Annotated in this window: 16 protein-coding genes; 11 read left to right on the top strand and 5 right to left on the bottom strand. The window is 39.1% G+C overall.

The window, feature by feature from the left end; genetic code table 11:
* Positions 1 to 436: 436 nt before the first annotated feature.
* Together MSBRM_RS03990 and MSBRM_RS03985 are read left to right on the top strand one after the other, a co-directional pair.
* Positions 437 to 1,378, top strand: a complete 942-nt coding sequence (locus tag MSBRM_RS03990) for a nucleotidyltransferase domain-containing protein (protein WP_048154621.1) — start codon at positions 437 to 439, stop codon at positions 1,376 to 1,378.
* Between the two features lie 19 nt (positions 1,379 to 1,397).
* Positions 1,398 to 2,711 carry a condensation domain-containing protein gene (locus tag MSBRM_RS03985; RefSeq protein ID WP_080943668.1) on the top strand — a complete coding sequence of 438 codons (1,314 nt, stop codon included), beginning with the start codon at positions 1,398 to 1,400 and terminating at the stop codon, positions 2,709 to 2,711.
* Positions 2,712 to 2,792: 81 nt separating this feature from the next.
* On the opposite strand, the gene MSBRM_RS03980 is transcribed toward MSBRM_RS03985, so the two are convergent.
* Complete coding sequence (locus MSBRM_RS03980; protein ID WP_048154618.1) at positions 2,793 to 4,343, bottom strand: PGF-pre-PGF domain-containing protein; 1,551 nt, start codon at positions 4,341 to 4,343, stop codon at positions 2,793 to 2,795.
* A 422-nt stretch (positions 4,344 to 4,765) separates the two neighbouring features.
* On the opposite strand from MSBRM_RS03980, the gene MSBRM_RS03975 reads away from it, so the two are divergent.
* A complete protein-coding gene (locus MSBRM_RS03975; RefSeq protein WP_048119678.1) occupies positions 4,766 to 6,298 on the top strand; it encodes a DUF4139 domain-containing protein in 1,533 nt (510 codons plus the stop codon).
* Positions 6,299 to 6,723: 425 nt separating this feature from the next.
* Entirely contained in the window at positions 6,724 to 6,885 is a 162-nt protein-coding gene (locus tag MSBRM_RS20020; protein WP_155396488.1) for a hypothetical protein, read from the top strand.
* A gap of 317 nt (positions 6,886 to 7,202) precedes the next feature.
* Here the strand turns inward: MSBRM_RS20020 and MSBRM_RS03970 are convergent, their stop codons facing one another.
* Entirely contained in the window at positions 7,203 to 8,786 is a 1,584-nt protein-coding gene (locus MSBRM_RS03970) for a glycosyltransferase family 2 protein (RefSeq protein WP_052712682.1), read from the bottom strand.
* A gap of 1,028 nt (positions 8,787 to 9,814) precedes the next feature.
* On the opposite strand from MSBRM_RS03970, the gene pheA reads away from it, so the two are divergent.
* The 7 genes from pheA to MSBRM_RS03935 all read left to right on the top strand — a co-directional run bounded on the left by pheA (position 9,815) and on the right by MSBRM_RS03935 (position 22,325).
* A complete protein-coding gene (pheA, locus tag MSBRM_RS03965) occupies positions 9,815 to 10,696 on the top strand; it encodes a prephenate dehydratase (RefSeq protein ID WP_048119680.1) in 882 nt (293 codons plus the stop codon).
* Positions 10,697 to 11,006: 310 nt separating this feature from the next.
* The gene (locus MSBRM_RS03960) at positions 11,007 to 11,900 is read left to right on the top strand and encodes an OadG family protein (RefSeq protein WP_048119682.1); all 894 of its coding nucleotides are present in this window, start codon (positions 11,007 to 11,009) and stop codon (positions 11,898 to 11,900) included.
* 193 nt (positions 11,901 to 12,093) lie between these two features.
* Complete coding sequence (locus MSBRM_RS03955; protein WP_048119685.1) at positions 12,094 to 13,068, top strand: AAA family ATPase; 975 nt, start codon at positions 12,094 to 12,096, stop codon at positions 13,066 to 13,068.
* 109 nt (positions 13,069 to 13,177) lie between these two features.
* A complete protein-coding gene (locus MSBRM_RS03950; protein ID WP_048119687.1) occupies positions 13,178 to 14,059 on the top strand; it encodes a DUF58 domain-containing protein in 882 nt (293 codons plus the stop codon).
* A gap of 2 nt (positions 14,060 to 14,061) precedes the next feature.
* A complete protein-coding gene (locus MSBRM_RS03945; RefSeq protein ID WP_048119689.1) occupies positions 14,062 to 15,945 on the top strand; it encodes a vWA domain-containing protein in 1,884 nt (627 codons plus the stop codon).
* Complete coding sequence (locus tag MSBRM_RS03940; protein WP_048119691.1) at positions 15,942 to 18,422, top strand: vWA domain-containing protein; 2,481 nt, start codon at positions 15,942 to 15,944, stop codon at positions 18,420 to 18,422. Before MSBRM_RS03945 ends, MSBRM_RS03940 begins: the two co-directional genes overlap by 4 nt.
* Positions 18,423 to 18,647: 225 nt before the next feature.
* Positions 18,648 to 22,325, top strand: a complete 3,678-nt coding sequence (locus MSBRM_RS03935) for an SIR2 family protein (RefSeq protein WP_048119693.1) — start codon at positions 18,648 to 18,650, stop codon at positions 22,323 to 22,325.
* 54 nt (positions 22,326 to 22,379) lie between these two features.
* On the opposite strand, the gene MSBRM_RS03930 is transcribed toward MSBRM_RS03935, so the two are convergent.
* From MSBRM_RS03930 to MSBRM_RS03920, 3 genes are all read right to left on the bottom strand, one after another.
* Positions 22,380 to 23,057 carry a diacylglycerol/polyprenol kinase family protein gene (locus MSBRM_RS03930; protein ID WP_230669034.1) on the bottom strand — a complete coding sequence of 226 codons (678 nt, stop codon included), beginning with the start codon at positions 23,055 to 23,057 and terminating at the stop codon, positions 22,380 to 22,382.
* 194 nt (positions 23,058 to 23,251) lie between these two features.
* A complete protein-coding gene (locus MSBRM_RS03925; protein ID WP_048119695.1) occupies positions 23,252 to 24,430 on the bottom strand; it encodes a nucleotidyltransferase family protein in 1,179 nt (392 codons plus the stop codon).
* A gap of 233 nt (positions 24,431 to 24,663) precedes the next feature.
* On the bottom strand, positions 24,664 to 25,071 hold the full coding sequence (locus tag MSBRM_RS03920) for an OB-fold nucleic acid binding domain-containing protein (protein WP_048119697.1): 408 nt from the start codon (positions 25,069 to 25,071) through the stop codon (positions 24,664 to 24,666).
* Positions 25,072 to 25,087 lie beyond the last annotated feature (16 nt).

The following is a 25,087-nucleotide window of genomic DNA, read 5'->3' as shown; positions in this document are numbered from 1 at the left end:
GAATTTTCAGGATTGTTTTCATGATCAGAAACTTGATTGATTATTCGGAATACAGGATTCAGAGAAGCAATTTTGAGTTTTGGGATCAGCTCATTAAGTATTTTTTACTTCAGGATGTTCTATTTTAATATAATTTATTTGTGTTTATCTGATTCCTTCAGCATATTTCCTTTAAGTATCTGTAACTCCAGATATATTATCCATTTTACTATGCTGTTTGTTCCAGAACTTTTCGCTAAAGCCTTTTTTTAAAAGGCTTTTTTTCAAAAGGCTTTTTTAAAACACCTGATAATTATATACAACTTGATAATTATATACAGGAATATTACAATACATTTCCTATTATTTATTAAATTATTATAAAACCCAGCCGTTAATGTTCCTTAAACACGAGTACTCTAAAGTGCTCCTATAAGTTCCAGGGATGATGGTATAAATGCTAAAAACACGCTTGAGGGATTTTCTTGTCACGAAAGATAACTGGCTTTTTGCGGTTTCCGACTATTTCCGTAGCAATGGAATCCGCGCCACACTCCGCTACGTGCCCGATGAGAATGGGGAAAGAGAATTAAACGGGATACGATATAAAAAATATGATTTTGGTCCGGCTTTTGAGTTCATGAGGAAGTACAAGCCTGAATGGGTACAGGATGTTCATGTGGTGCCTGAATCTGAAGTAAAACAGGTGCTTCACCCCTCGGATGCGATTCCCAGACTTGTAAATTCTGACAGTCGCGTCAGAGCAATCGTAAAGACCCTTGACCGGGCAGGCATTCCCAGGACAAGCATGGGAGTTACTGGCTCGATGCTCGCAGGCCTCCAGAATGAAAATTCGGATATTGACTTTGTTGTATACGGCCCTGTATGGTTCAGGGCAAGGGATGCAATAGCTGCTGCAAAACAGCAGGAAGGACCCATTGAAGAAATTGATGAGGAGATGTGGCAGAGAATCTACAGAAAGAGAATTCCTGAGATTTCATTTGATGAGTTCATGCTGCACGAATCGAGAAAAGGTAACCGGGGCATGGTTGAAGGCACTTATTTTGACCTCCTTTTCGTAAGGGAATGGGACCAGATAAAAGAACCTCTTCTGCGCGGGAAGGACACCGTCAAAATGAAAATAGAAGCCAGAGTTACAAATGCCGACTTTGCTTTTGACAGTCCTGCGTATTACAAGGTCGAACACGATGAGATCGACCACGTGCTCTCGTATACCCACACCTATGCAGGCCAGGCACTTCCAGGAGAGTTAATAGAAGCTCGCGGCATCGTCGAAGAAGTCGGAGACATTAAGCGGCTTGTGGTGGGTACTTCAAGGGAGCCAAAAGGAGAATGGATAAAGTCTCTTACCTGGCTTGAGAAGTGCGGGCATATCTAAAAGAGATCTATTTGTGGAGATGAAGTCTCAAAAAATTTCCAGAACGATGCCTGCCACCTTACAGGACCAATTCAATTATGTGGCTCGCTATGGGATTTCAAATTATACACTTCAAGCTGTGATACGTTTCGAAAATAGGCTGGATGAGGTAAAATTGGCTCGAGCCGTAAGATTGTCCACTGACGCCGAGCCTGTACTGGGCTGCCTGTTCGTCGAAAGGGACGACAGGCCCTTCTGGCAACGCCTCGCTGATCCCGAAAGGATTTCATGGTGCAGGCTGGAAGAAACGCAGGACAGGGAAGAATCAATTATGAAATTCCTGCTGGAGCCTTTAAGCATGGACCATGACCCACAGGTGCTGGCACTGCTGGTGCGATGTGGTCAGGAAGATACTCTATGTATCAAACTCAATCATGCCTGCTGCGATGGCCGAAGCGCCAAAGAATACCTTAAACTACTGGCTGGCATATATACTCAGCTTTATATAGATTCTTCTTTTGAACCTGAACCGAACGTACAAGGAAAAAGAGACCAGAGTGCTGTACTTGAGGCCCTTGGAATAACTGACCTCAAGTCTGCTTTCACTTCTGAAAGTGAAGAATTAGAGCCTACATGGGCTTTTCCCTGGAAACAATCTGTAGAACCAGAATCGATACGGTTCTCTATAAGCAGAATCTACCAACGAGATTTTCAAAATATTTCGGCCTATGCAAAAACCCACGGAGCAACAATAAACGATATTATCCTGACAGCTTTCTTTCGGGCGTTATTTAACATGATAAAACCTGGATCTGATTCTCCTATGGAAATACAGTTTACAGTGGATTTACGCCGTTATTTGCCGGAAGGAGAAAATATAGCTATTTCTAATTTATCTGGAATAGAAAGTTTGAGACTGTCTGAAATCAAGTGCGAACCTTTTGTTGCCACTCTGGAAAGAGTTATATCCATCATGAAAAGCATTAAAACTGGCTTTCCAGGAATAAAAAGCGCTTTTGCCTGTGAATTAATGTCCGGTATGGGTTTTCGGGAAGTTCTTAAGATGAACAAAAAAGAATGGGAAAGATCTCTAACAAGTAGAAGGTCTTCTCCTATGCTCACTAATTTAGGAGTTATCAGTCCTTACCCCCTTCTTTTTGGAGAAACAGTTATCAAAGACGCTTACTTGGTAACTCCGGCTTTCCGTGCCCCTGCTTTTATGCTTGGGATTTCAACCTACCAGGAAACACTTACTCTTACAGCAGGTTATTATGAACCTGCTATACGGAAAGAGAATGTAGATTGTTTGCTTGGCCTGGTTGCTGGTGAGCTGATTTCCTGCCATGACACTTGATAGTATGGCTACTTTTATTGATTTCCTGGCCTCTTACTTTCCTACCCACTTTTTCATTTTTGTTCCGTCCTTTTTCAATAATTACCTGTGCTTCCTCTTACTCAATATTACATACGAAGTCAGAAATCCGATAACAGTCAAGAAAACAGCAGGGTTCGGAACATCTCTTTTTTCTTCATCATTTTCTTTATTAAGCTCTAAGTTTACATTTGTTATATTTTCTTGTTTTTTTCCTTCAGACAGATTACTTTTATTATTACCCTTATTTTCTTCATTTTTAGTTTGAAGGAATTCAATAGACTTAGTATTTATTTTCATACTTGATATCGCAAAGGGAGAAAAGCCTGGAGTTTCTGCGGTAAAGTAAAAGTAAACTTCATCTTCTCTACTGAAGGTTGTAGGCAGTGAGTTCCATACTTCCTCACTGTAGCGATACAGGGCTACAGTATCTTTGCTTCCTCCCTGTTCGGTAATCCAGACCCTGCTTACCCTGAAATTTATGCTGGCATTTTCAAAATTTTCCTGACTTGAAAAGCCATTATTCCCAATCCAGATATTTACATTCCTGTAGACAGTTCCGGGTGCAGGTTCCTTAACAATTGAGGATGTATTTTTTAGTATTTCTACAATAGCAGTTGTTTTTCCGAAATTCTTTTTCGGATCGAACTCCACGGTGACGATTTCATTTGCTTCGCCTTTAAAAGTGAAACACGTATGAATGCCTTTGAAAACCTGTTCATTAGAAATTTCCTTCAGATCGACATTCCCGGTTGATTCTGGAGAGCCTGCGCCGCCCCCGCCTCCTCCACTATTTCCTCCTCTATTTCCTCCGCTACTTTCTTCATTTCCCACATTTTCTCCAGAACCTGACGATTTCTCGGTCACAGTTATATATCCTACTTTTGTCCGAGTACTATTCCCATACGTACTATTTCCATAAGTACTGTTAGTCGCCTTTAATATAACAGTGTAGACTCCAGGACTCTCGTATGTGTAAACCGGATTCCTTTCGTTTGAGTCAATGTTCCCGTTTCCATCAAAGTCCCACTCCCAGGAATCAGGATTGAAGGTAGATAAATCCGTGAACTGGACAATCAGAGGGGCAGGTCCAAGGAGAGGAATTGCGGAAAAGTTTGCTTCAGGCGGAGAAATAACCACTATTTCTGAAAATCCTTCCACTGGGGTAGCGGAAACAGAATAAGCAGAAATCCTGCCAGAAAGTGTAAAGTTTCCAGGCTCGAAATTCGAAGGCACGGTCACATTATATACAACTGTCTTTTCTTCCCCTGCTGAAAAGTTCTCAACCCAGATCCATTCTAGAGTGGATGCTTTGAATGTGCTGGTTTTCTGGAACACAGCCCCATTATTTTCCCACTGGCTTACCTGCCATCCTTCAGGGAGATTCTCATCGAGCGTCAGAGCTTCAATATCCTGCTCCGTAATTATATGTACGGTTACCGCAAAACTTTCACCTGGGTTAACCGTTCCAGCAGAAATCTCCCTGTTTACCTCTATCCCTGCGGCTGAGGCAGGGAGGATTATCCAGGCAAACAGAATAATCAGAACGAAGCCTGAAATAAGGCCTGAGAGTTGAATCAGGCTTTTGTTTCTGAAGGCTTTAATGAGGTTCATAAGAACAGACCCTTATTCTTTTCCATATTTTTCGATTACCCGATTCTCTGCTATCTGATTCGTTTTTGAACTTGTTTATTTTTCGATTTATCTTTTAGCTCATTTCCTGTTATGTATGTCTTTTTCAGATTATATCAAATATCAATTAACTTTAAACTTTATGAAATTATTAACTATGTAATTGTGTATATTATTTATAACTGTCTTCTGTCCTGTTGTTCTAAAGATAGAAAATAGAATTATTATAGCCTGTATCCTTTGAAAAATGATAAATCGAATAGGGAACATGGTCGGAAGCTACTCAAAATCCTGAAGCCATATTTAAAGCCTTATAAAAAGCTATATTGAAAATCGATAGATAACTTCGAACATAACTGCAGTTAAAGCTAAATATAAATAAGAAAGTCACCAACTCCTCTTTCATGAAAATAAAGAAAAGTAACATCTGGATGATTCTGGCATCAGGATTGATTTTAACTGCATCTGCAGCCTTCGTGTATCCTGATTTTACCTTCCATCCTGATATTACAGCAAGCACGGCTCAAGCAGCCCAAGCAGATAGATCTGAAACTACAGCTAACGGAATAGAATCCAGTTCGAGCATAGTTACCAGAGTACAGGCTTCAAACCCACTGGAGATTCTCACAGCAGGTGCTCAGGCAATTGATTCAGGTACTGAGGTTACTGTTTACAATAATAACCTTGCCCTTGTAAAAGAAAAAAGGGAACTCGATCTTGATTCTGGAGTGAACAGGGTTGAATATAAGGATGTTGCTGCTCTTATTGATCCGACATCAGTAATGTTTGAGGATACGAAAAATAAGAATACTGTCGTACTGGAGCAGAATTATGAATACGACCTCATGAGCAGCCAGGAGCTTCTGGGAAAATTTCTAGATAAGGAAATTACTGTCACCGAAAAAGAAGGAGGCACATACACAGGGGTTCTCATGAGCTATGATGACAATAAGGGACTGGTGCTCAGGTTAAGTGCCGGGAAGGTTGTAACCCTTTCCGAAATATCGAAAGTGGAGTTTCCGGACTCTGCCGGACTGCTCACAAAACCTACCCTTATCTGGCAGGTCTACTCAACTGCCGCAGGCAAGAGGGATGTCCTCACTTCCTATCTTACAAATGGGATGAGCTGGAAAGCAAACTATATCGTAAAGACCAGTGCGGATGACAAGAAAGCCGATATCCAGGGTTGGGTTACTGTTAATAATGAAGCAGGAACAACCTATGAAAACGCCAAACTGAAACTGGTTGCAGGAGAAGTTAACCGCGTAACTGCACCACAGGAAACACCTGCGAGGAAGGCAGTTGCAGAAGAAGGAGTTGCATATGACGAAGCTGTGGAGAGTTTCGTTGAGGAATCATTCTTTGAGTATCACCTATATACCCTTCAAAGGCCGGCTACCCTCAGGAACAATCAAGTAAAACAACTTTCCCTTCTCTCTGTCAATTCCGTGCCTGTAGAAAAGGAACTGGTTTTTGATGTCTCAAAAAGCAGTAATGTCCAGGTCGCCCTTAGCTTAAACAATTCAAAAGAAAAAGGCCTTGGAATGCCTCTTCCTGCCGGAGTTCTAAGAGTATACAAAACTGACTCAGAAGGCCAGCTTCAGTTCCTTGGAGAAGACAACATAAAGCACACTCCAAAAGATGAAGAGATAAAAGTTGTTGTAGGAAACTCTTTTGATGTAACAGGCAAAAGAACCCAGATAAATTACGATAAAATCAGCTCGAACGTCTGGAAAGAAAGTTACGAAACCGAAATCAAAAACCACAAATCCGAGTCCCAGAAAGTAAAAATCGTAGAAAACTTCTACGGCGACTGGGAAATCACAACCACCTCTGACCCATACGAGAAAAAAGATGCCTATACAGCTGAATGGGAGATAACCATACCCGCAGATGGCTCAAAGAAAGTTACTTACACCGTAGAACGCAGTTATTAATCCAAAAATCGCAGCAAATTGTCAAAAACTGGATTTACACTGCTGAAACCTACAGAAAATCCAATATAAAACTTATAGCTACAGAAAAAACGGAAAAACGGAAAAAGAGAAAACAACAACTTTATAAAATAATTCGTTTTCCTCAATCTGCTTGAGCACAACCGTTGATCCGAAACCGTTGCGCCAGTTGACCACACAAACCAGGTCGTTACTGGAATTTTCGGTCAAGCTTTTTTTTAAAGGATTGTGATCACGCAGACTAGGTCATTGCTGGGGTTTTCGGTCAAGCATTTTTTCAAAAGACTTGCAGGTTTCAGTACAGAAAAAACACTTTTTTACTATAGTTTGGATCTGATTATCAATAAGATGGGACTCTATATTTCAAACATGTAAGGAATGTCTCAAGTAATGGATTTGACAAGAATGTGGTATTTGACAGGAATGTGGTATTTGACAGGAATGTGGTATTTGACAGGAATGTGGTATTTGACAGGAATGTGGTATTTGACAGGAATGTGGTATTTGACAGGAATGTGGTATTTGACAGGAATGTGGTATTCCTTAGCAACCTACGATATAAAGAATGAATTTTATCTTGAGAAATCCTATTTTTGATAAAAATAACAGCTAGTTAGAAGATGAAAGTTTTTAAATAATTATAGGTTTACTAATGAAAGCAATAGAGAATAAGTCTTCAACTTTTCTCCCTAAACTTCTGCCATTAACAGGGAATCAAATACAATTCACTTCAAAAAATTTTTTAATTAATAGACTGTACCATTTATTTTATGAAAAGTTTAATGAACATATGCCTTTCCATGTCAATAGTTTGTAAGCCTTAATTTTCGCATCGCAAACTTGATTACATCCCTACAAATGTGAGTACAATATTCAAAATACATTTTCAAACTGTCTTCGAATATTTGATCTTGTCCGACTGCATATCAAAGAACATTGCAAAAAGCAATAACTGCATACCCATCAGAGTAATAAATACTCCTAACAGAGGATAGTTTGGAGAAACAGAATTGCGCATTACTTTTTGTACCAAAATCCAGAAATCAAAAAGCAGTCCACAGGGTAAAAGTATCATGCTGGCAAGATAAAAAAACACTAATGGGTGAAAGCTCAAAAGTACATACTTGGTTTTAATCCTCCAGATAAATCCTTTAAAGAGCATAGGAGCAACTTTTAAGATGTATTTGTGATACTTTATAGAAGATTTTTCATTTCCATAGCGGGCAGGGATTACAACGTCGGTTACTCTCATGCCGTATGCATTGAGTTTAATTAGTATATCATTTAAGTAACCATAATATGTGTATACGGAATCAAGATCGATCGTTTCCAGAGCTTTTCGAGATGCGGCAGCATAACCGTTTTGAGGATCCATTAAGTCCCAGTAACCGCTTCCGATTTTAGTCAGCAGTGAAAGTAGAGTGTTTCCAATGAACCGCCAGGTGCTCATTCCTTCTCTGGCTTTTCTGGTAATAAGCCTGTTTCCTTTAGTGTAGTCAGCCTTATCTTCTATTATAGGCATTAAAAGGCGAGGCATCTGAGATGGATCCATCTGGTTGTCGCCGTCCATGACAACAACTATGTCCATTTTGTCTTTCAGAGCCATTTTATATCCGTCAACAACGGATTTTCCAGCACCCATATTCACTTCATGTCTTAAGGAAACTATTCTGGAGTCTTTTAAACTTTTGATCACTTCAGGAGTTCGATCAGAACTACAATCATCTACTATGTAAATGCGGCTTACATACTCAGGAATTCCCATTATCGTTGCGCCTAACAAAGCTTCCTCATTGTATGCAGGTACTACAACTCCAATATTATACCTTTTAAAAAGGCTGAAAGTGTGCTCTTCTTTAAGATCAAGATGCTTTGCTTTCAAATTATTATTTTCAGCAAAAGAAATAATGGCACTTGCAGAAGAAGTGTAAATATCAGAGGAACTTAGTACCTCAAAGCATTGCTTAGAGAAAGCAAAAAATCCTATTGGTCTATTTTCGGTCTGAATCTCATTCAAAAAAGAGATGTTTTCCTGTAGTCTGTTTGATTGGACAAAACAGGTGCCAATTACCATATCGAAATCATCTTTTTGGATAGGCTCAAGCATTTTAGGAATTAGTTTGGAATCGTGACAAATACTGATATCCATGAACAGAAGAACATCAGAATCTAGGGCATGCTGGATACCCATTGTTAGTGGAAAGTCCGGCCTTCTATGTCCAAGTTTGCGAATTACTTCTGCACCTGCAAGCTCAGCTACTTTAACCGTATTGTCCGAACTTGCATTGTCCACAACAATTACTTTATTGGCTAATTCCTTCGCCTGTAAAACCACGCTACCTACTGAAACTTCCTCGTTATAGACCGGAAGAATCACGGTTACATTTTGGGGAACCGTGCCTTTAGCGCGCAGATTTTCATTTTCAGTCATACACTGCGAGCTGTTACCCATATGCAGCTCTGTACTCAATAACTATTACCTCTTTTTTAGTATCTCTTTTTTGAAACCAATATTATAGAAATATTAGATGGAAGATTTTATTGATGTACCTTAAAAGCCATGGAATTTTAAATATAATATAATTAATAATATAATTTAAGAAAATTTAATGTAAAATAATAATTATAGATTAAATATATTAGGAAGAATATACAATTTTGATACATATATTTGTAACTTAAAACCAAACAAATGCACTACTATAATGTGATACGCTTTCATTTGTGTTTCATATAAAGATCATGAACGCAATTGATTTGACCAAGTACAGTTTTAAATAACAATGCAAGTTGTACTATTTTAATTAACGAATATCTTTATTTAGTTAAAATTAGTATATAAAAATTTGGAATTTATATGAAAACATATTAATAAAGATAAAAATTTAAAAATTAAATAATATCCTATTCGAATTTAAAGGAGAATTAAGGGAAAAATTTCAAATCAGAAAAAAATGTGCAACAATTTTGCCATACTTGGCTTAATTATGCTCCCTAGGAATAATGCTTATGCCAATTCTTAGGCCTTTTAGTATTCACCTTTATGTACAAGCTTATATATCAAGTGAACACTTCCTGAACCAAAGATTTCTAGAACTCCCTGGGGCAACAGTACTTATTGTCAAACCAATGTTCTGGAAAAATAATAGTCAAAACCGGATAAAGATCTCATTGTTTTCCTGATCCTATCTATTCTCATATATGTAGTAACCCTTAAGTATGTAATCATAACTTCAAAAGAGAAAGGAGATTACAACCGAATTTTAGATTCTTAGACAGCAAGAGAAAGTCGAAAATTATACTGAAAAATCAGCCCTCATAACTGGTTGAAAATCAGTTTATCTTTACCATAAATTTACTATTGAGCAAAGCTAAAAAGGTACCGTCCTCCAGAGATGGGAATCAGGCAGCGAAAAGGACCCACCCTCCAGAGATGAGAATCAGGTGGCGGGACTCGGGCAAAAAATATTATTACCATCAACGCAATTAACCCCTCAGATGATTATCGGTGTGTTAGGGCTCGAAGGCTCGTACTCGGAGAAAGCTGCACAAATCTGGACTCTAAGACATAGGCTAGATAGTGTAGAAATTCAACATTTTGCAGATATAGAGGACGCATTTCTAGCTGTGGAACAGGGAAAATCCGATCTTTCAGTAGTTCCTATAGAAAACTCTATTGAAGGTTCGGTAGGCGTTACTCTTGATTTACTTTATGAGAATGAGGTTGAGATAGTAGGAGAGATTGTTGTAAAAATTGAGCATTGCCTGCTCTCGAAAGGAGGAACTGAGAAGATTAAGGTTGTTCTTTCCCATCCTCAGGGACTTGCCCAGTGCAGGCATTTTCTAAAAAAATATTTCCCTGAGGCTGAACTAAGGAGCACAGGTAGTACTTCCCATGCAGCAAGGCTCGCAGGAGAATTTGAAGAAATGGCAGCAATAGCTTCTCCTGAAGCTGCAGAGTGTTACAGGCTGAAGATTCTCCTTCCAAATATACAGGACAGAAAAGAAAACTACACCCGCTTCATTGTTTTGAGAGCCGCAGGAAAAAGCACGGATGAGCAGGTTTTATGTGACACTGAAGATAAACCGGATAAGCTTGAAAATTCCAGCCGTTCAGCATTCAAGACCTCTATTATAGTATATCTGGAAAAAGACAGGCCAGGAGCATTATATGAAATACTCGGGGCTTTTGCAAAGAACAATATTAACCTTACCAGGATTGAATCCAGACCTTCTAAAAAAGAACTTGGGGATTATTACTTCTATATTGATTTTGAAGGGCACACAAGTGATGTACTTATAAAAGAGACATTAAAAGACATAAAAAATAAAACCGATACGCTAAAAATACTGGGTTCCTATCCCGCTTTCAAAACTTAAGTGATCGCAGTTATTCCACTTTAAAACAAGTAAAAGGTTAAATAAAATCCTGCGAATTTAGGCAGAAGACCATAAAGCAGTCTTAATATATTTAAAACCGTAAATTTAAAGACAAAATTTAACAAAAATTGTATTGTTGTGCGAATCTAAAAAATTCAGATTCAGGAACGTGTACTTTTATATACTATCTTTTTCTATTCTCTTCCTAGAATATCTTCTGACAGTATATTTGCATGTTCCGTAAATACAGAATTCGTTCTCATAATTATTTAAGATCACAGCCTTTTTCCAGGTTGCAAAAGGGAGCGAGATGGCTCTGAGTATTGAAGAAATAGTAAACAAACACGAATCGGCTTTAAAAAAATATAGAGGACTCTATGCCTTTGCAGACCTGCTTGCAACTTATTTTGTCCTCTATGTACTTTTCGTGCTTTTCAATATGAGAGATTTATTTTTAATGTTTAGCATCTTCGAACCTTATACCGGTGCGAAATACAGCATTCTGGGCTTTGGGGTTGTTTTTGAAACTCTGGGGCTTATTATTCTGGCTTTTGTCCTTTCTCTTATCCTTACAGCTATCAGACATTACAAGACTGAAAAGAAAGATGCTATTGCTCTTATAGAAGAGACACACCCTATACTCAAGGAGAGATTAAGGACTGCCTATGATAACCGTAATACGAATAACATTATTGCCCGGGACCTTATAGGTGGAGTCATAATTGATTCAAAACCAGTAGAGTCCTCTTCCTTCTTTGACAGGAGAAAACTTGCAAAAGATCTGTTTGTAATAGTTTTTGCAGTTGCCGTTCTCGCATATGTTGCCGGAACCGGATACCAGACAACTCTCAGCCCTACTGACCTTAACGGAGTAATTGACAAGCTTCCCTTAGTTTCGAATTCAAACTCTGACCTTTACCCTGTGGAAGAAAACGGCGGGACCTCGAATAACACCAGCCAGGAAAACATATTCGGAAAGCCTGCCGTTGTTGTGGTGGAAGGTAAAGATGTTGATCTGACGATTCCCCCAGGTACAGGTCAGGGCTTTACAAGCCAGGAAGAAGGAGAACAGACGAACGAGTCATTTACCCAATCAGGTCTGGTAAATCCTGAAGCGGAGGCTTCCCAGGCTTATTATGATAATTTACCTGAAGGATACAAGAACGTTATCCAGAGTTACTTTGAAGGACTTGCAGAAGAATAATTTAGAACATTTATATAAAGTTGAATTTATCTGAATCAGGTTAATCGAAGGTTGTCTAAAAGCAGTTTTTGAATTACAGACAGTGTACCGGAGATACACCGCTCTGGAGAAATACTGCTGCATGAGCATGTGACATCCAGAAAATCGGGCTTCTTAAGCCTCTAAAAACAGGAACTTAAAGGGTGAAGCGGATATGAATGAAAATAATACCGATTCTGGTCAGGCTACAACGACCTACCAGAACGCAGGCACAATTTTCAAAAGTTTTTTTGAAGATATTGGAAATGTTGTGGTGGGCCAGAATAGAGTAGTGGAGCAAATCGTGATCGCAATACTCTGTGAAGGGCATGCCCTAGTTGAGAGCAATCCAGGGCTTGGAAAAACGCTTATGATCTCCACAGTGTCAAAGGCAATGAACCTGAAATTCAGCAGGATTCAGTGTACTCCTGATCTCATGCCCTCTGACATTACAGGGACAAATGTTATTGAAGAGCAGGACAACAAAAAAGAATTCAGGTTCCAGCCAGGGCCGGTCTTTGCAAATGTTGTTCTTGCGGATGAGATTAACAGGGCATCCCCTAAGACCCAGTCAGCCCTGCTGGAAGCTATGCAGGAAAAACAGGTAACGGTCGGAAACGATACATTCATGCTTGACCGTCCCTTTTTCATTCTTGCCACCCAGAACCCCATAGAAATGGAAGGCACATATCCCTTGCCTGAAGCCCAGCTCGACCGTTTTCTCTTAAAAATCCTTGTAGATTATCCTTCCCATGAAGAAGAAATGGAAATAATAAACCGCTATACAAAATCCGAAGTCCCAAAAGTGTCCAGAGGCCTTGATAAATCCACACTCCTCGATTTGCAGAAACTGACCAGGCAGGTCCCAATCTCCGAGGAGCTAAAACAGCGTGTTCTTTCTATTGTGGGCATGACAAGAAAAGACAAAGAGCATATCGAGTACGGGGCTTCTCCACGAGCATCTATCGGCCTTATTCTTGCCGCAAAAGCCAGAGCCCTTATAGAAGGCAGGAATTTCGTAAGCAAAGAGGATGTCGATTATATGGCATATCCGGTTCTCCGCCACAGGCTTATCCTGACCTTCGAAGCCGAAAGAAGCGGGATGACTCCTGATCAGGCTATTGAGGAGATTATCCGGAAGCTCAAATGAAACATGAGTGGGATTCCCAGGTAAGGGAAGGAACTGTAGAAGAAGTTAAAATAACCCTGAAGGTTTTTCCGGGTCCGGAATAAACCGGACTTTTTATTGACGATCCAGAATGACTCGCACAAAACAAAACATAGAAACGGACTTTTTCAGGCAGCTTGACCGCTTTACCTTCTCTGTCCGGAAAAGGGTATCTACTGTTTACGCCGGAAACCGTCCCTCAACCCGAAGCGGGCACGGCATTGATACTATCGGGTTCAGGGAATATGATCTTAACGACAGCCTGAAAGATATCGACTGGAAAGCCTATGCGAGGACTGAGAAGCTCTATGTGCGGCAGTTTGAGGAAGAGAAAACCCTTACAACCCATATACTTCTGGACGCCAGTAAAAGTATGAACTACCCTGAAAAAGGAACTTCAAAATTTGAATATGCTGCCATGCTCGCGGCAGGCTACGCCTACATGGTAACAAAATATAACGATAGGTTCGCAATCTCAACCTTTGCACAGGAAGTCGATATACACAAACCCAGCCGCGGGAGAAAAAACCTTTTACGTGCAATTGATAGACTGACAGAGCTTGAACTATCTGGAAGCACTTCTATAGGGGAAGCTGTCATAAAATACAGCAGGGAAATCAAGTCCAGGTCCCTTGTAATCCTTATCTCGGACTTTCTTCAAGAACCCGAGGCAATAGAAACCGCAGTTTCCAGGTTATCTGACCATGACCTGATTTTGATCCAGGTGCTAGACCCCACGGAAAAAGTACTCCCTATCCAGGGTAACAGCAAGCTTATAGACCTTGAAACCGGAGAAGAAGTCAGGACTTATGTTAGTGAGAAGTTTAAAGAACGCTATCTTAAAAAGCTCGATGATCACAGCGCAAGAATTAAAAAAGCCTGTATGAAGACAGGGGCTGAATTCTATACTTTTACAACCGACACCCCCATTTTTGATGCTTTTTACTATACCATCAGGAGAAGGAGACGCTAAAAATGCCTTTTGAAAACCCCCTTGCTCTTATTGCTCTCCTGAGTGTAATCCCGCTTATCATTATTTACATGCTCCGTCCCAGACCGAAGGTACTTGCAATTCCTTCGCTCATGTTTGTACTAAAACTTGAGAGGGAGAGAAAACGGGTATATGCATCACTTACCAAAATTGTGCAGGACCCGCTTTTCCTGATCCAGCTCCTGATGCTTATTCTTCTTTCCATTGGCGCAGCAGGGTATTACTATACTTCACAGGAACCGCTGAGCGGAGAGCATACAGTGCTGGTCCTTGATACCTCTGCAAGTATGCAGGTTGACTCTCGTTTTGATGATGCTGTTAAGATTGCCGATGGTTATGTGAGCAAGAAAAATAGCATAATCCTGGCTTCGGATACGCCTCGTCTTGCTCTTGATGGAGGCGATGCGTCCTCTGCAAAGGAGATATTAAGTCAGGTTCAGCCGGGGGCAGGTACTGCCGACCTGTCTGCAGCCATAACTACAGGTATGCGTCTTTTATCAAAAGAAGGAGGGGGAAAAATCATCGTTATATCGGATTTCACGAATTCGAAAGGAGACGATCCTGTTAGTTCCAAAAACCTGGCCGAGTCTTACGGGATTTCAGTCAATTTCGTAAAAGTCGGAAAGTCTGCCGATAACATAGGGGTCATCAACGGATGGATCGAAGCCACGAACGGAAAATACGGCTACACAGGTGTAATTAAGAACTATAAAGATCAAAGCGAGAAAGTTGAAATCGAGACCGGAAGCGGAGCTTCAGGAAACTCAACGTCATTTTCCCTTGACGTCCCGGCAAGAGGGACAAAACAGTTCACACTTGAAAACCTTGGGCCAGGGATTACAACGGTTCAGCTTAATGTGAAAGATAGTTTACCTGTTGACAATAAAGCTTACATTTCCATTCCAGAGACTTTAGAGCAGCGTATACTCTTTATCACTGACGATGGGAAACTACCTTCGAAAACGGCACTCTCCCTGCTTCCGAACAGCAATCTCAGTGTCACAAAAGCCGTGCCTTCTTCCCTTGACAATTACACACTTGTAGTTCTTGCGCAGAAAGAAACTCCAATTGCTAGTGATTCAGTAGATACAATTGAAAATTATGTAAGAAACGGAGGCAATGCAGTTTTCATCGCAAGCGGCGCCTTAGCCCCCGAGAAAACTGAGGTTGGCCTAATTAAGATCTTACCTGTAAAACCTACCGGAATTGAGAACGAAACAAATGGAACCGATCTTGGAGTTAAGGAAGTTCAGCAGAGCAGTATTACAAAGGACATTAGAAGTGATGAGATCTCAGTCCACACATACCTGGACGCAACTGAAAGAACCGGCTCGACAACCCTGGTAGCTCTAGAAAATGGAGTTCCGATCTTGAGTTACTGGCAGGTAGGTAAAGGGACCGTTTTCTATATGGGGCTGGATGATGAACTCGGGGACAATGCCTGGAATAATTTCCATAACTTGCCTGAGTATCCTGTGTTCTGGATAAAACTTGTTGAATGGCTCGGAGGGACAGGTGATATTTCTGAATATAACCTGAATACAGGTACTTTAACGTCTCTTTCGAAGACTGAAGAAATCAAGACTCCCTCGAAAACATTCACTTCAAACCATATTCTATTTGATGAGGCGGGAATTTACGAAATATCAGGAAAGAAGATTGCAGTCAACCTTTATAGTGACAAGGAATCAAACACAACAGTTGATGCATCTGATGTTGTTCAGCGGGCGGCTGAGGAAGATAAGTCCAAACTTGTGAGGGCTGATACTTATACTGCCAAAAATGACATTACTGATTACCTGATAGTAGTTATGTTCCTCCTCATACTAGCTGAAATTATGATCGTGCGCCGGCGGGGTGAACTATGAATATATCCCTTGAACACCCGGAAATGCTTTTACTCATCATTCCTGTGACAATTGCCGGGTTCTATCTCCTGCGGAAGACAAAAACGAAGATTGTGGAATGGAGGATGCTTGTAGCTTTCCTCCTTATACTCGCTTTGGCTGCTCCATTTACAACGGTTACGCAGACTGTTAATGAAGACAATCCTTCACTTGTACTAATTCAGGATAAGACCTCAAGTATGGGGCTTTTTTCTAATGAAACAGGTAATGACCTGTATAAAGCCCTTGCAGCTGATACCTCTACAACCTTAGTCCAGCTTACAGGCGATAAAACAAATCTTGGAGATGCTGTAACTCAGTACTCTGGCACTGGTAATCAGATTGTTCTGATTACTGATGGGAATAACAACTCCGGGAAGAGCCTTGTTGATGCCCTCGGCTTTGCCAAAGAAACCAATACTTCAGTCTACCTTGTCGAGCCTGAACTTAAGACAAATGACCTCAGTGTAGAAATTCATGGGGACAAAAGTGTAATTGTGGATAACCCAAACGAATTTGATATAGTTGTCCGCCAGGCTTCAAATCAAAGTGTTAGCTATTCCTATGAAGCATACGTAGATGGGGAACTTTCCCAAAGTGGCGACGTTACTCAAAACTCAACACAGTATACTATTTCCCCTAATCTCAGGCACACTTTTAGCACTCTTGGTGCTCACAATATCAGTGTAAAGATTACTCCTTCCGGAGAAGATCTGAGTAGTATTAACAATAAATTTTATAAATCCGTGTATGTAATTCCCAAACCAAAGCTCACTCTTGTTACCGGTGAGCCGAATTCACCCCTTGCTCAAATCCTTAACAAACTTTACAACACTTCTGTTTTCACTACTTATCCTGGAGCAAGTGCTCTGAACAGTAGCAAAACTCTGGCACTTGATAACCAGTTCGCCGATAATCTTACGGAGACACAAGTAAAAGAAATTAGAAAGTATGTTACTAATGGAGGTGGACTGGTAGTTGTAGGAGGAGAAAGAGCATATAATTATGGCAATTATCTTAATTCCTCGTTTGAAAAAATCCTACCTGTGATTTCAAGGCCTTCCGAATATAAGGGAGGACGAAACCTTGTCCTGATCCTCGACGTTTCTCCCAGTACTACAGCCCACAAAACCCAGGGAGACATCCTGGGAAATGCCATATATATTCTTCAGAACGAAAATCTCAAAGATGCAAACGCCGAAATTATCGCATTCGGAAGCAAGGGATATGATGTTTCAGGAGGTTTTGTTTTCCTTGGACTTGCTCAGAACCAGGCAACTCTTAAAGACAAAATCGAGAAACTGGCTCCTGACGAGGAAAGCAAGACTTCCTTAGATGCAGGACTCAACATTTCAAAGGAAATGCTTACCGGCAAGGAAGGCGAACTTGATGCTATTATTATTTCAGACGGAGCAATCGAAGATTCCTACAAGCCAAGCCTTCAAGCTGCAAAAGAACTGCAGAAACTCGGTGTAAACCTGTACTTTATCCATATTCGTTCAGTAGCTCCTTCCCAGATTGACAAATCCAGAAATTATTATGCTGAGATGTTTATGAAGGAACTCGGGCTTGAGAAAAACTATTTCCACATTAATATGAGTGAAAGGGCAAACATAGTCTTTAAGTCAACCGATAAGTCTCAGGAAGAAGAGAACGAAGAAGAAAAAGAGACAGAAGAAAATGCAACTTCTGATTATTCTCTCTATGTTTATTCTCCAAATAGCTTCATTACGAAAGATGTGAACCTTACTTCCAATATCACAGGATATAACGACGTGACTCCAAAAGCCGGGGCTGAACGTTTGGTTATAACTACTTCAAATGGAAAACCAGTACTTACTACATGGCGCTTCGGACTAGGAAGAGTTGCAGCTTTTACCACAGACAATGGGCAAGGGGACGGTTCTCGCTGGGCGACTAATGTTTATAACGGATCGAGTGCCAGACTAATTTCAAGCATGATCAACTGGGCAATAGCGAACCCGAGAGCTGAAGAAGGAACTGTTGTGGACAGCCCGGATACCTGGCTTGGCACTCCCTCCAACCTGACACTTACAATGTACGATGAAGGAATCCCGCAGCTAAAACTAGATGGCAATGCTCTGGACCTTGCTCTAACCGGAAAGAATACCTATGAGACAAATGTGAATCCAAATAGTATTGGGATTCATGATATCTCAGGCTACCCGCTTGCAGTAAATTACCCGCTTGAGTACAGGGATGTAGGACTCAATGAGGATATAGAGCCTCTTGTCCTTTCTACCGGAGGAAAAATTTACAATGAGAAGGATGCAAGAGCCCTTCTACTGAAAGACGCGCGGCAGAATTCAGTGAAACAATCCGATGAGCAGGTAAGCCTGAAAGTGTATGTACTCCTTACTGCGCTTGTGCTTTATCTTGGAGAAATCCTTGCCAGGCGCATAAGGGAAATGAGAAAGCTCAAGAATACGCAAGGTTGAGACCTGAACTTGAAAATAAAACCTGAAAAGGGTTTTTTCTTCCTCTTTTCTGTGGATTCCATATTTTAGGCTTCATCAGTTAATTAAAAACGATTACTTTTTAAGGATTAATAACTCTTCTCTGCATTACTGTAGTTCAAAAGATATTTTATATTTAAACTCTTGAATCCATTTTTACCTACTGAACTCTGTAGAAAATTCTGTACCAAAATAAGGAAATAAATAATGGCCCTTGGTGAAATTGTTCCCATTCCAAAACTTCCCCCACAGATAATCGATGCAGTTAATAGCAATACATTGGCAGTTTTCATTGGTGCTGGGGTATCAAGAATAGTTGGTTGTGCAAGTTGGAAAACGTTGGCTAATAATCTTATAGAATTCTGTTTTTCAAAATCATGTATAAATTTCAAGGAAAAAGAAACTCTCTCTGCTTATGATCCAAAGAAATCAATTACAATTTGCAAATACATATTGACACAAAAAGGCTTTGAGAGTGATTTAATCAATATAATTAAAGAATCCCTCAAACCAAAGGAAGACCTTTATGAATCACAAAATATTTATCATGAGTTGTATGGTTTAAGAGGACTTTTTGTTACAACTAACGTTGACGATTGTTTTCATAGCAAATTTGAAAGACCGAACATAGTTTATAAAGAAAAGGACTTCAAACTAAATTCTACTAATGATGATATTGATAAATCTAAGCTCTACCAAATACATGGTTCTCTTTTAAGTCCCGACTCATTAGTTTTTACAGTCTCAGATTACTTACAAAAGTATAATAATCCTTATTTTCAGCATTTTATGCAAAAATTATTTTCTACCTATGTTGTACTATTTTTAGGATATGGTTTGGAAGAATTTGAAGTGCTGGATTATTTGATCACGAAGTTCGATCATAGTCAAGGTACAGAAATGAGACATTTTATCCTTCTGCCGTATTATAGCGGTGAAAACCGTATTGTAGAGTTTGACCGTTCTTATTATCGTTCTCTAGGAATAACCGTCGTACCTTATAAAAAAGATGAGAGGGGATATAATCAACTATATGAAGTAATCAAGCAATGGAATAGTGAAGTAAATCAAATATCAACTTATTTATCGGAGTCTTTCAGAGAGATTGACAAATGTATTGCTAGCTTTGATAATGCATCGGCAAATCGGATATTCCAAATTATATTGAACGATGAACCACAAAGAAATTATTTTTTCGAAGCTCTTGCTTCATGTGATAATCCTTTTCCTTGGTTGAAACTTTTACATGAAAAAAAATACCTTGACCCGAAGAAAAATCCGTCTCCAAAAGAAGTTTCAAGTGATAAAAAAATTTATTTTGAAGTGAAATATTGGAATGTTCTTGGTTATTTGAGAAACCTTGCTACTAAAAATGCCGCTAGTCCTGATAGTGAAATAACAAAAGACATTTCACAAATCATTGATTCAATAATTGGATACCGTGAAAATGGTGCAAGAATTGAAAACTATCATACTGACTCGATACTCATCGATATTATTTTCAAATTGCCTGTCGAAATAGTAGAAGAAAAGCATATCGTATTCCTTGAACGTGCTTTAAATACAAAAATTAACAAAGTATTTATTACAAGTCAAATCTATAAATCCGCCTTTCCTTTTTTAATTTCCAATCAAAAGATAGATCTGTTGCTAAAGTTACTTGAGGTGATTTTCAATTATGAGAAATCTGATGACTTTTATAAGTATTCATCTCTGGTTGAAAATTATTGGCTTCGTAAGGCAATTTTTGAGTATAAGACTGAAATTATCGATTTATGCGGGATGGACGCAGCCAAAATTATTCTTCATAAAATTGAAGATATTATCTCTGAAGACGATACGCAGTTTCGAACAGCGTCAGTTACTACGATTGAAAATAGTGACCAGAATATAAATAAAGAAAAATACGCATATCAATGTGTTTCCTTTGTTAGAGACATTTTTGAGGCTACCGATCCAGAAGTATTAAATCAAACAATTTTAGAATTACTATATAAATCTCATCCAATATTCAGAAGAATTGCAATTCACACTATAAGTTACCATTATAATTCCTTACACAAAATCTTTTGGGCGTTAAATTTCAATCCTATTGATGATTATTCTCTTAAACATGAAGTATATGAATTATTAAGCAAAAATTGTCTTAGTTTTTCAAGAAGCGAACTGAATATGGCTGTCAACTGGATTGAATCTGCAGATTACCATGCTGATGATCTGCAATTATCTTCTCGTGATGAGTATTTAGCTTATAAAAAGAAATGTTGGCTTTCCTCTATCCAAGAAGCGAATAATCCTGATATAACCTCATTATATCTTAAATATGACAAAATAAATCCAGAAGGAATTAGTTATCCAGGCGATATCATACATTTTGAAAGTTTTGAAGGAAGTATAAGTCCGATAAGCGAATCTGAACTTTTGGCTAAATCAAATAATGAAATTGCAGAATATTTGAGTGAATTTAGAGAAAAAACCGGAGTAAGAACTCCTTCTAAAGAAGGGCTCGCTGAAACTTTGCAAAAATGCATTTCCAATAAACCTGAAAAATTTTCGGAAAATCTTAGTCCATATTTAAGTGTTCCTGAAATATATCAATATTATATTTTATGGGGTTTGACTGAAGCTTGCAGAAATAGAAGAAACTTTTTTTGGAATAATGTATTGAACTTTATTTCCCAATTACTTGAATCAACCAACTTTTGGAACATTAAACAAGCTGAAGATGAATCCAACTACAGAAATAGGATTGTTTCTCAAATTGCAGATCTTATTGATGAAGGACTTCTAAAAGACCATACTTTTGAAAACGGTACTTTATCTCTTGCTGAAGATATTCTACTAACTCTGGCTCAAAAAGCAAACTCAGATTTTTATAATATGAGAGACCTCACAACCTCAGTACTTAATTCTTCAAAGGGGAAAATATTCTCTGCATTGATTGACTATTCCATGTATTTCTCACATTTGATTATTGAAGGTGAAGAAAGAAAGTGGAAAGAATCGATCAAGTCTGAGTTTAATACTAGGCTAGATAGGGATTTTGAGCCATCAGTTGAATTTTCTTACATATTGGGAAAGTACATTTCACACCTTTTTTATTTAGATGAATCTTGGACAAAAAAGAATATAGACAAAATATTTTTGGTTGACCAAGACAAATATTGGGAAGCAGCTTTTACAGGTTACCTTTTTTATTGTTCCAAAATTGATAAACGAATATATTTTCTTCTTAGAGAAAAAGGGCATTATAAGAAAGCCATTCAGACCAAATTTGAAGATAATCACATTAATGAAAGACTCGTGCAACACATATGCATAGGGTATATTGAAGGATGGGAGAAATTAGATGATAAAGAGAGTTTAATTTTTCAATTGCTTGAAAAATCTGATCCACAAAGGATTTCAGAGATTATCCGATATTTCGAAACTCAAAACAATAAAATAACTGAGAAAGTAAGTAGCAAAATCAAACCTCTTTGGAACTCACTGTATGATATTTTATTGAGTAATGAAGGAGATAAGGATTATCAAGTCGTAGCTTCTGATCTTCTTTCGTGGATATCGTTGATTGATTATATAGATTCTGAAATACTTGAGTGGATTAAATTTTCTGTTAGAAACTTAGATTCCATTCCAGATTTCATAGAGGATCTTATAATCCATGCTCAAAAAACGCCGTTGGAAGTTGGAGAAATATATATTGAGATGCTTGAAAACGGGAAATATCCTTACTATTATGAAGATGAGACCAAAAAAATTGTTAGGATGTTGTATGAAAATGATCAAAAAGAAATTGCAGATAGGATATGCAATTGCTTTGAACTAAAAGGGTATGGCGGTTTCTTGAGAGAAATATATAAGGAGTATAATTCTTTAATCTGAACCAGATTTGCATAGGTGTCAGAACTTATTCTATGAGATTCTTTTGGTAAATTGTCACAAATATGCCAGAAAATTCATGGTGATCTGCCCGAAAAAACCGGCGAAAACCGGCACTATAAGGTTATCATCAATTTTATTGACTGCAGTTTCAGTAAGGGTTGCAAGAAAAGCCATCACTAGAGAAACAATGGGATTTCCGAGAATAAGCAGCCCTATGAGGAAATCAATAACAAATTCCGAAACTGAACCTTCAATTGATTTATCATTTTTAAAGATTTTTTGAAAAACTCTCCTCTTTCCGTAGAATTTACCGATGAGAGCTGCAGCCAGGTCCCCGAAGGTGGCCATAAGGATTGCAGCGTAAGCGATCTCTCGGCTGAACAGAGATATTACTGAAATTGCCCCAAGCGCAAAGAAAATATGCCCTCCGAAGCGGTCAACTTCGCTTTTTCTGTACATAATATGGAAAAAAGGTATTCGAATTCCATGCTCGACCCGGAAGTAGTCAAGAACGAGAACAACTACAAGAAACAGCATGAGCACCCATAGGATGGTTTCTTTTCCGTAAAGTTCGTAGATAAGCACTATCAGGATTGAAACCAGATGTACACTTTTTCTCAGGACTTCAAAGAAAAATTCACTGGACAACATGGCAAAAAGACTTGGCAAGATATAGTATAAAGTTATATCTGTTTCAGTGTTGCTCTGTTCTGCGCGTCCTGAACACTTCACAGATGCCCGTAGAAAGATGTATATGAAAAATAACAGCGTAAAATTGAAATTCATCCAGAGTTTCAAAAAGCAAGTTCAATCTGAAGCAACCAGAATTCCAAAAAGCGATTTCAATCTGAAGCAACCTGAAAAATGAGGATTCAGAAGTCCAGTTAATTTATTTAGACTGGATTCTGTCCTTTGGAATTCTAATTTTACGAGCCTTCATGTGCAGCATCATAATCGGAATTGATCACGGTTTCCTTTATGCTTGAGTCTTTATCTATAACAACTTCGGGCCAGATCTTAACTCCGGAATGTATTGTTGAATTACTTCCGATCAGTACTTTATGCCCGATAACGGTTCCATTTTCGAGGAAACAGTGTTCTCCGATGGTTGTGTCGTCTGCTACCACTCCACCTGAGATGTTAGAACCCTTCCCTATTGACACATTATCAAAAAGATAGGATGAAAGGATCTTTGCATTGTCTTCTATAGTGCAGTTTGAACCTATCACGCTGTAAGGCCCGATAAGGACATTATCGCCTATAGTTGTGTTTTCCCCTATTACTATTGGCCCTACAAGAGAAGAATTTGAACCTATACATACATTATTTCCTATGGACAGAGGACCTTTTATTCTTGCGTTCCGGGTTGTGAAATTGCCTTCGATTGTAGTTCCAGGAAGAGCATCAAGCATCCAGCGCTGTGCCTGCCTGTAAGCTGCCGAACTTCCAACGTCAGTCCATTGTCCTCTCACAAGTACACCATTGATTTTTTTGTCGGCTGCAAGCATGAAGGGGAAAAGATCTTTTGCAAAATCGTATTTCTTGCCTTCAGGTATCCATTCAAATATCGAAGGGCTGCAAACATAAATGCCAGTGCTTGCAAGGTTGCTGAATATCTGGCCTGCTTTCGGTTTTTCCAGAAAGCGGTGGATCCGGTTGTTAATGTCCATATCCGCAATTCCGAATTCTCTTGGGTCGTCAATCGAAAGAAGCCCTATTGTGACTGGGGCATCGTTTGCTTCATGGAAACGGTACATCTCCCGTAGGTCCAAGTTAAGGACGTGATCTCCACCAAGCACTATAAATGGCTCGTCTTTCAGATATTTCTCAGCGTTTTTAATGCCGCCTGCAGTTCCGAGTTTTTCCTTCTCATACACATAGTCGATATGTACCCCAAACATGTGCCCGTCTCCGAGCTGTTCTTCTATGCGCTCTCCCATGTACCCCAGGGTCATGACTATTTCATTGAATCCTTCCCTTGAAAGATGCTCGATCAGATGTCGGACTGAAGGCTTATTAAGAATCGGTATGCTGGGTTTAGGATGCTTGAAAGTTAGCGGCCTGAGCCTCGTCCCAGCCCCTCCACACATGATACACGCTTTCATATTTTTCCCAGATGTCCTTATATGAATATATTATTAACGATTTTGTTTTCGTGATCTCAAAGGTTATTGATAATGGTTATTCAATTAATGACGATCAACCAGATTAATGACAATTAATCAGATTATAGCGATCAATTAGATTAATAACGATTAATCAGATTATAGCGATCAATTAGATTAATAACGATTAATCAGATTATAGCGATCAATCAGATTAATAACGATCAACCAGATTAATGATGATCAATCAGAAGAATATCTTCATTTCTTTCCACTTTGATTTCCCTTTTCCCTTCGTAATTCGAAACGGTGCCTGTTACGCTGATGAAATCTCCTTTCTGAATTGAATTATTCAGAGCTTCAGCACCTGCAGTTTTTGGAATAAAGACGCTCAGGACTTCGGAGTTGCAGTCTACCTGTAAAAGCAGATGCCCACCTGTATAGGTTAACCGTTTACTCAAAACCTGGGCTTCAAGGAACACCTTCTCACCTTCACCGGACTCCCTGGTATACTGCCCGGCTTCGTCTCCTGCCTCCTGTCCAGAAGCTGTAAGTTCCGGTCCAAAGCAGATATAGGCTGTCATGAGAGAAGTCAATGTCATAAACAGCAGCAGCACCATAACTTTTTCTTCTTTTTCCATACTCTACCCCCCTGAT

Origin of the sequence: Methanosarcina barkeri MS, from assembly GCF_000970025.1 — an archaeon.
Taxonomy (GTDB): domain Archaea; phylum Halobacteriota; class Methanosarcinia; order Methanosarcinales; family Methanosarcinaceae; genus Methanosarcina; species Methanosarcina barkeri.
This window is presented reverse-complemented; position numbering and strand designations above follow the sequence as displayed.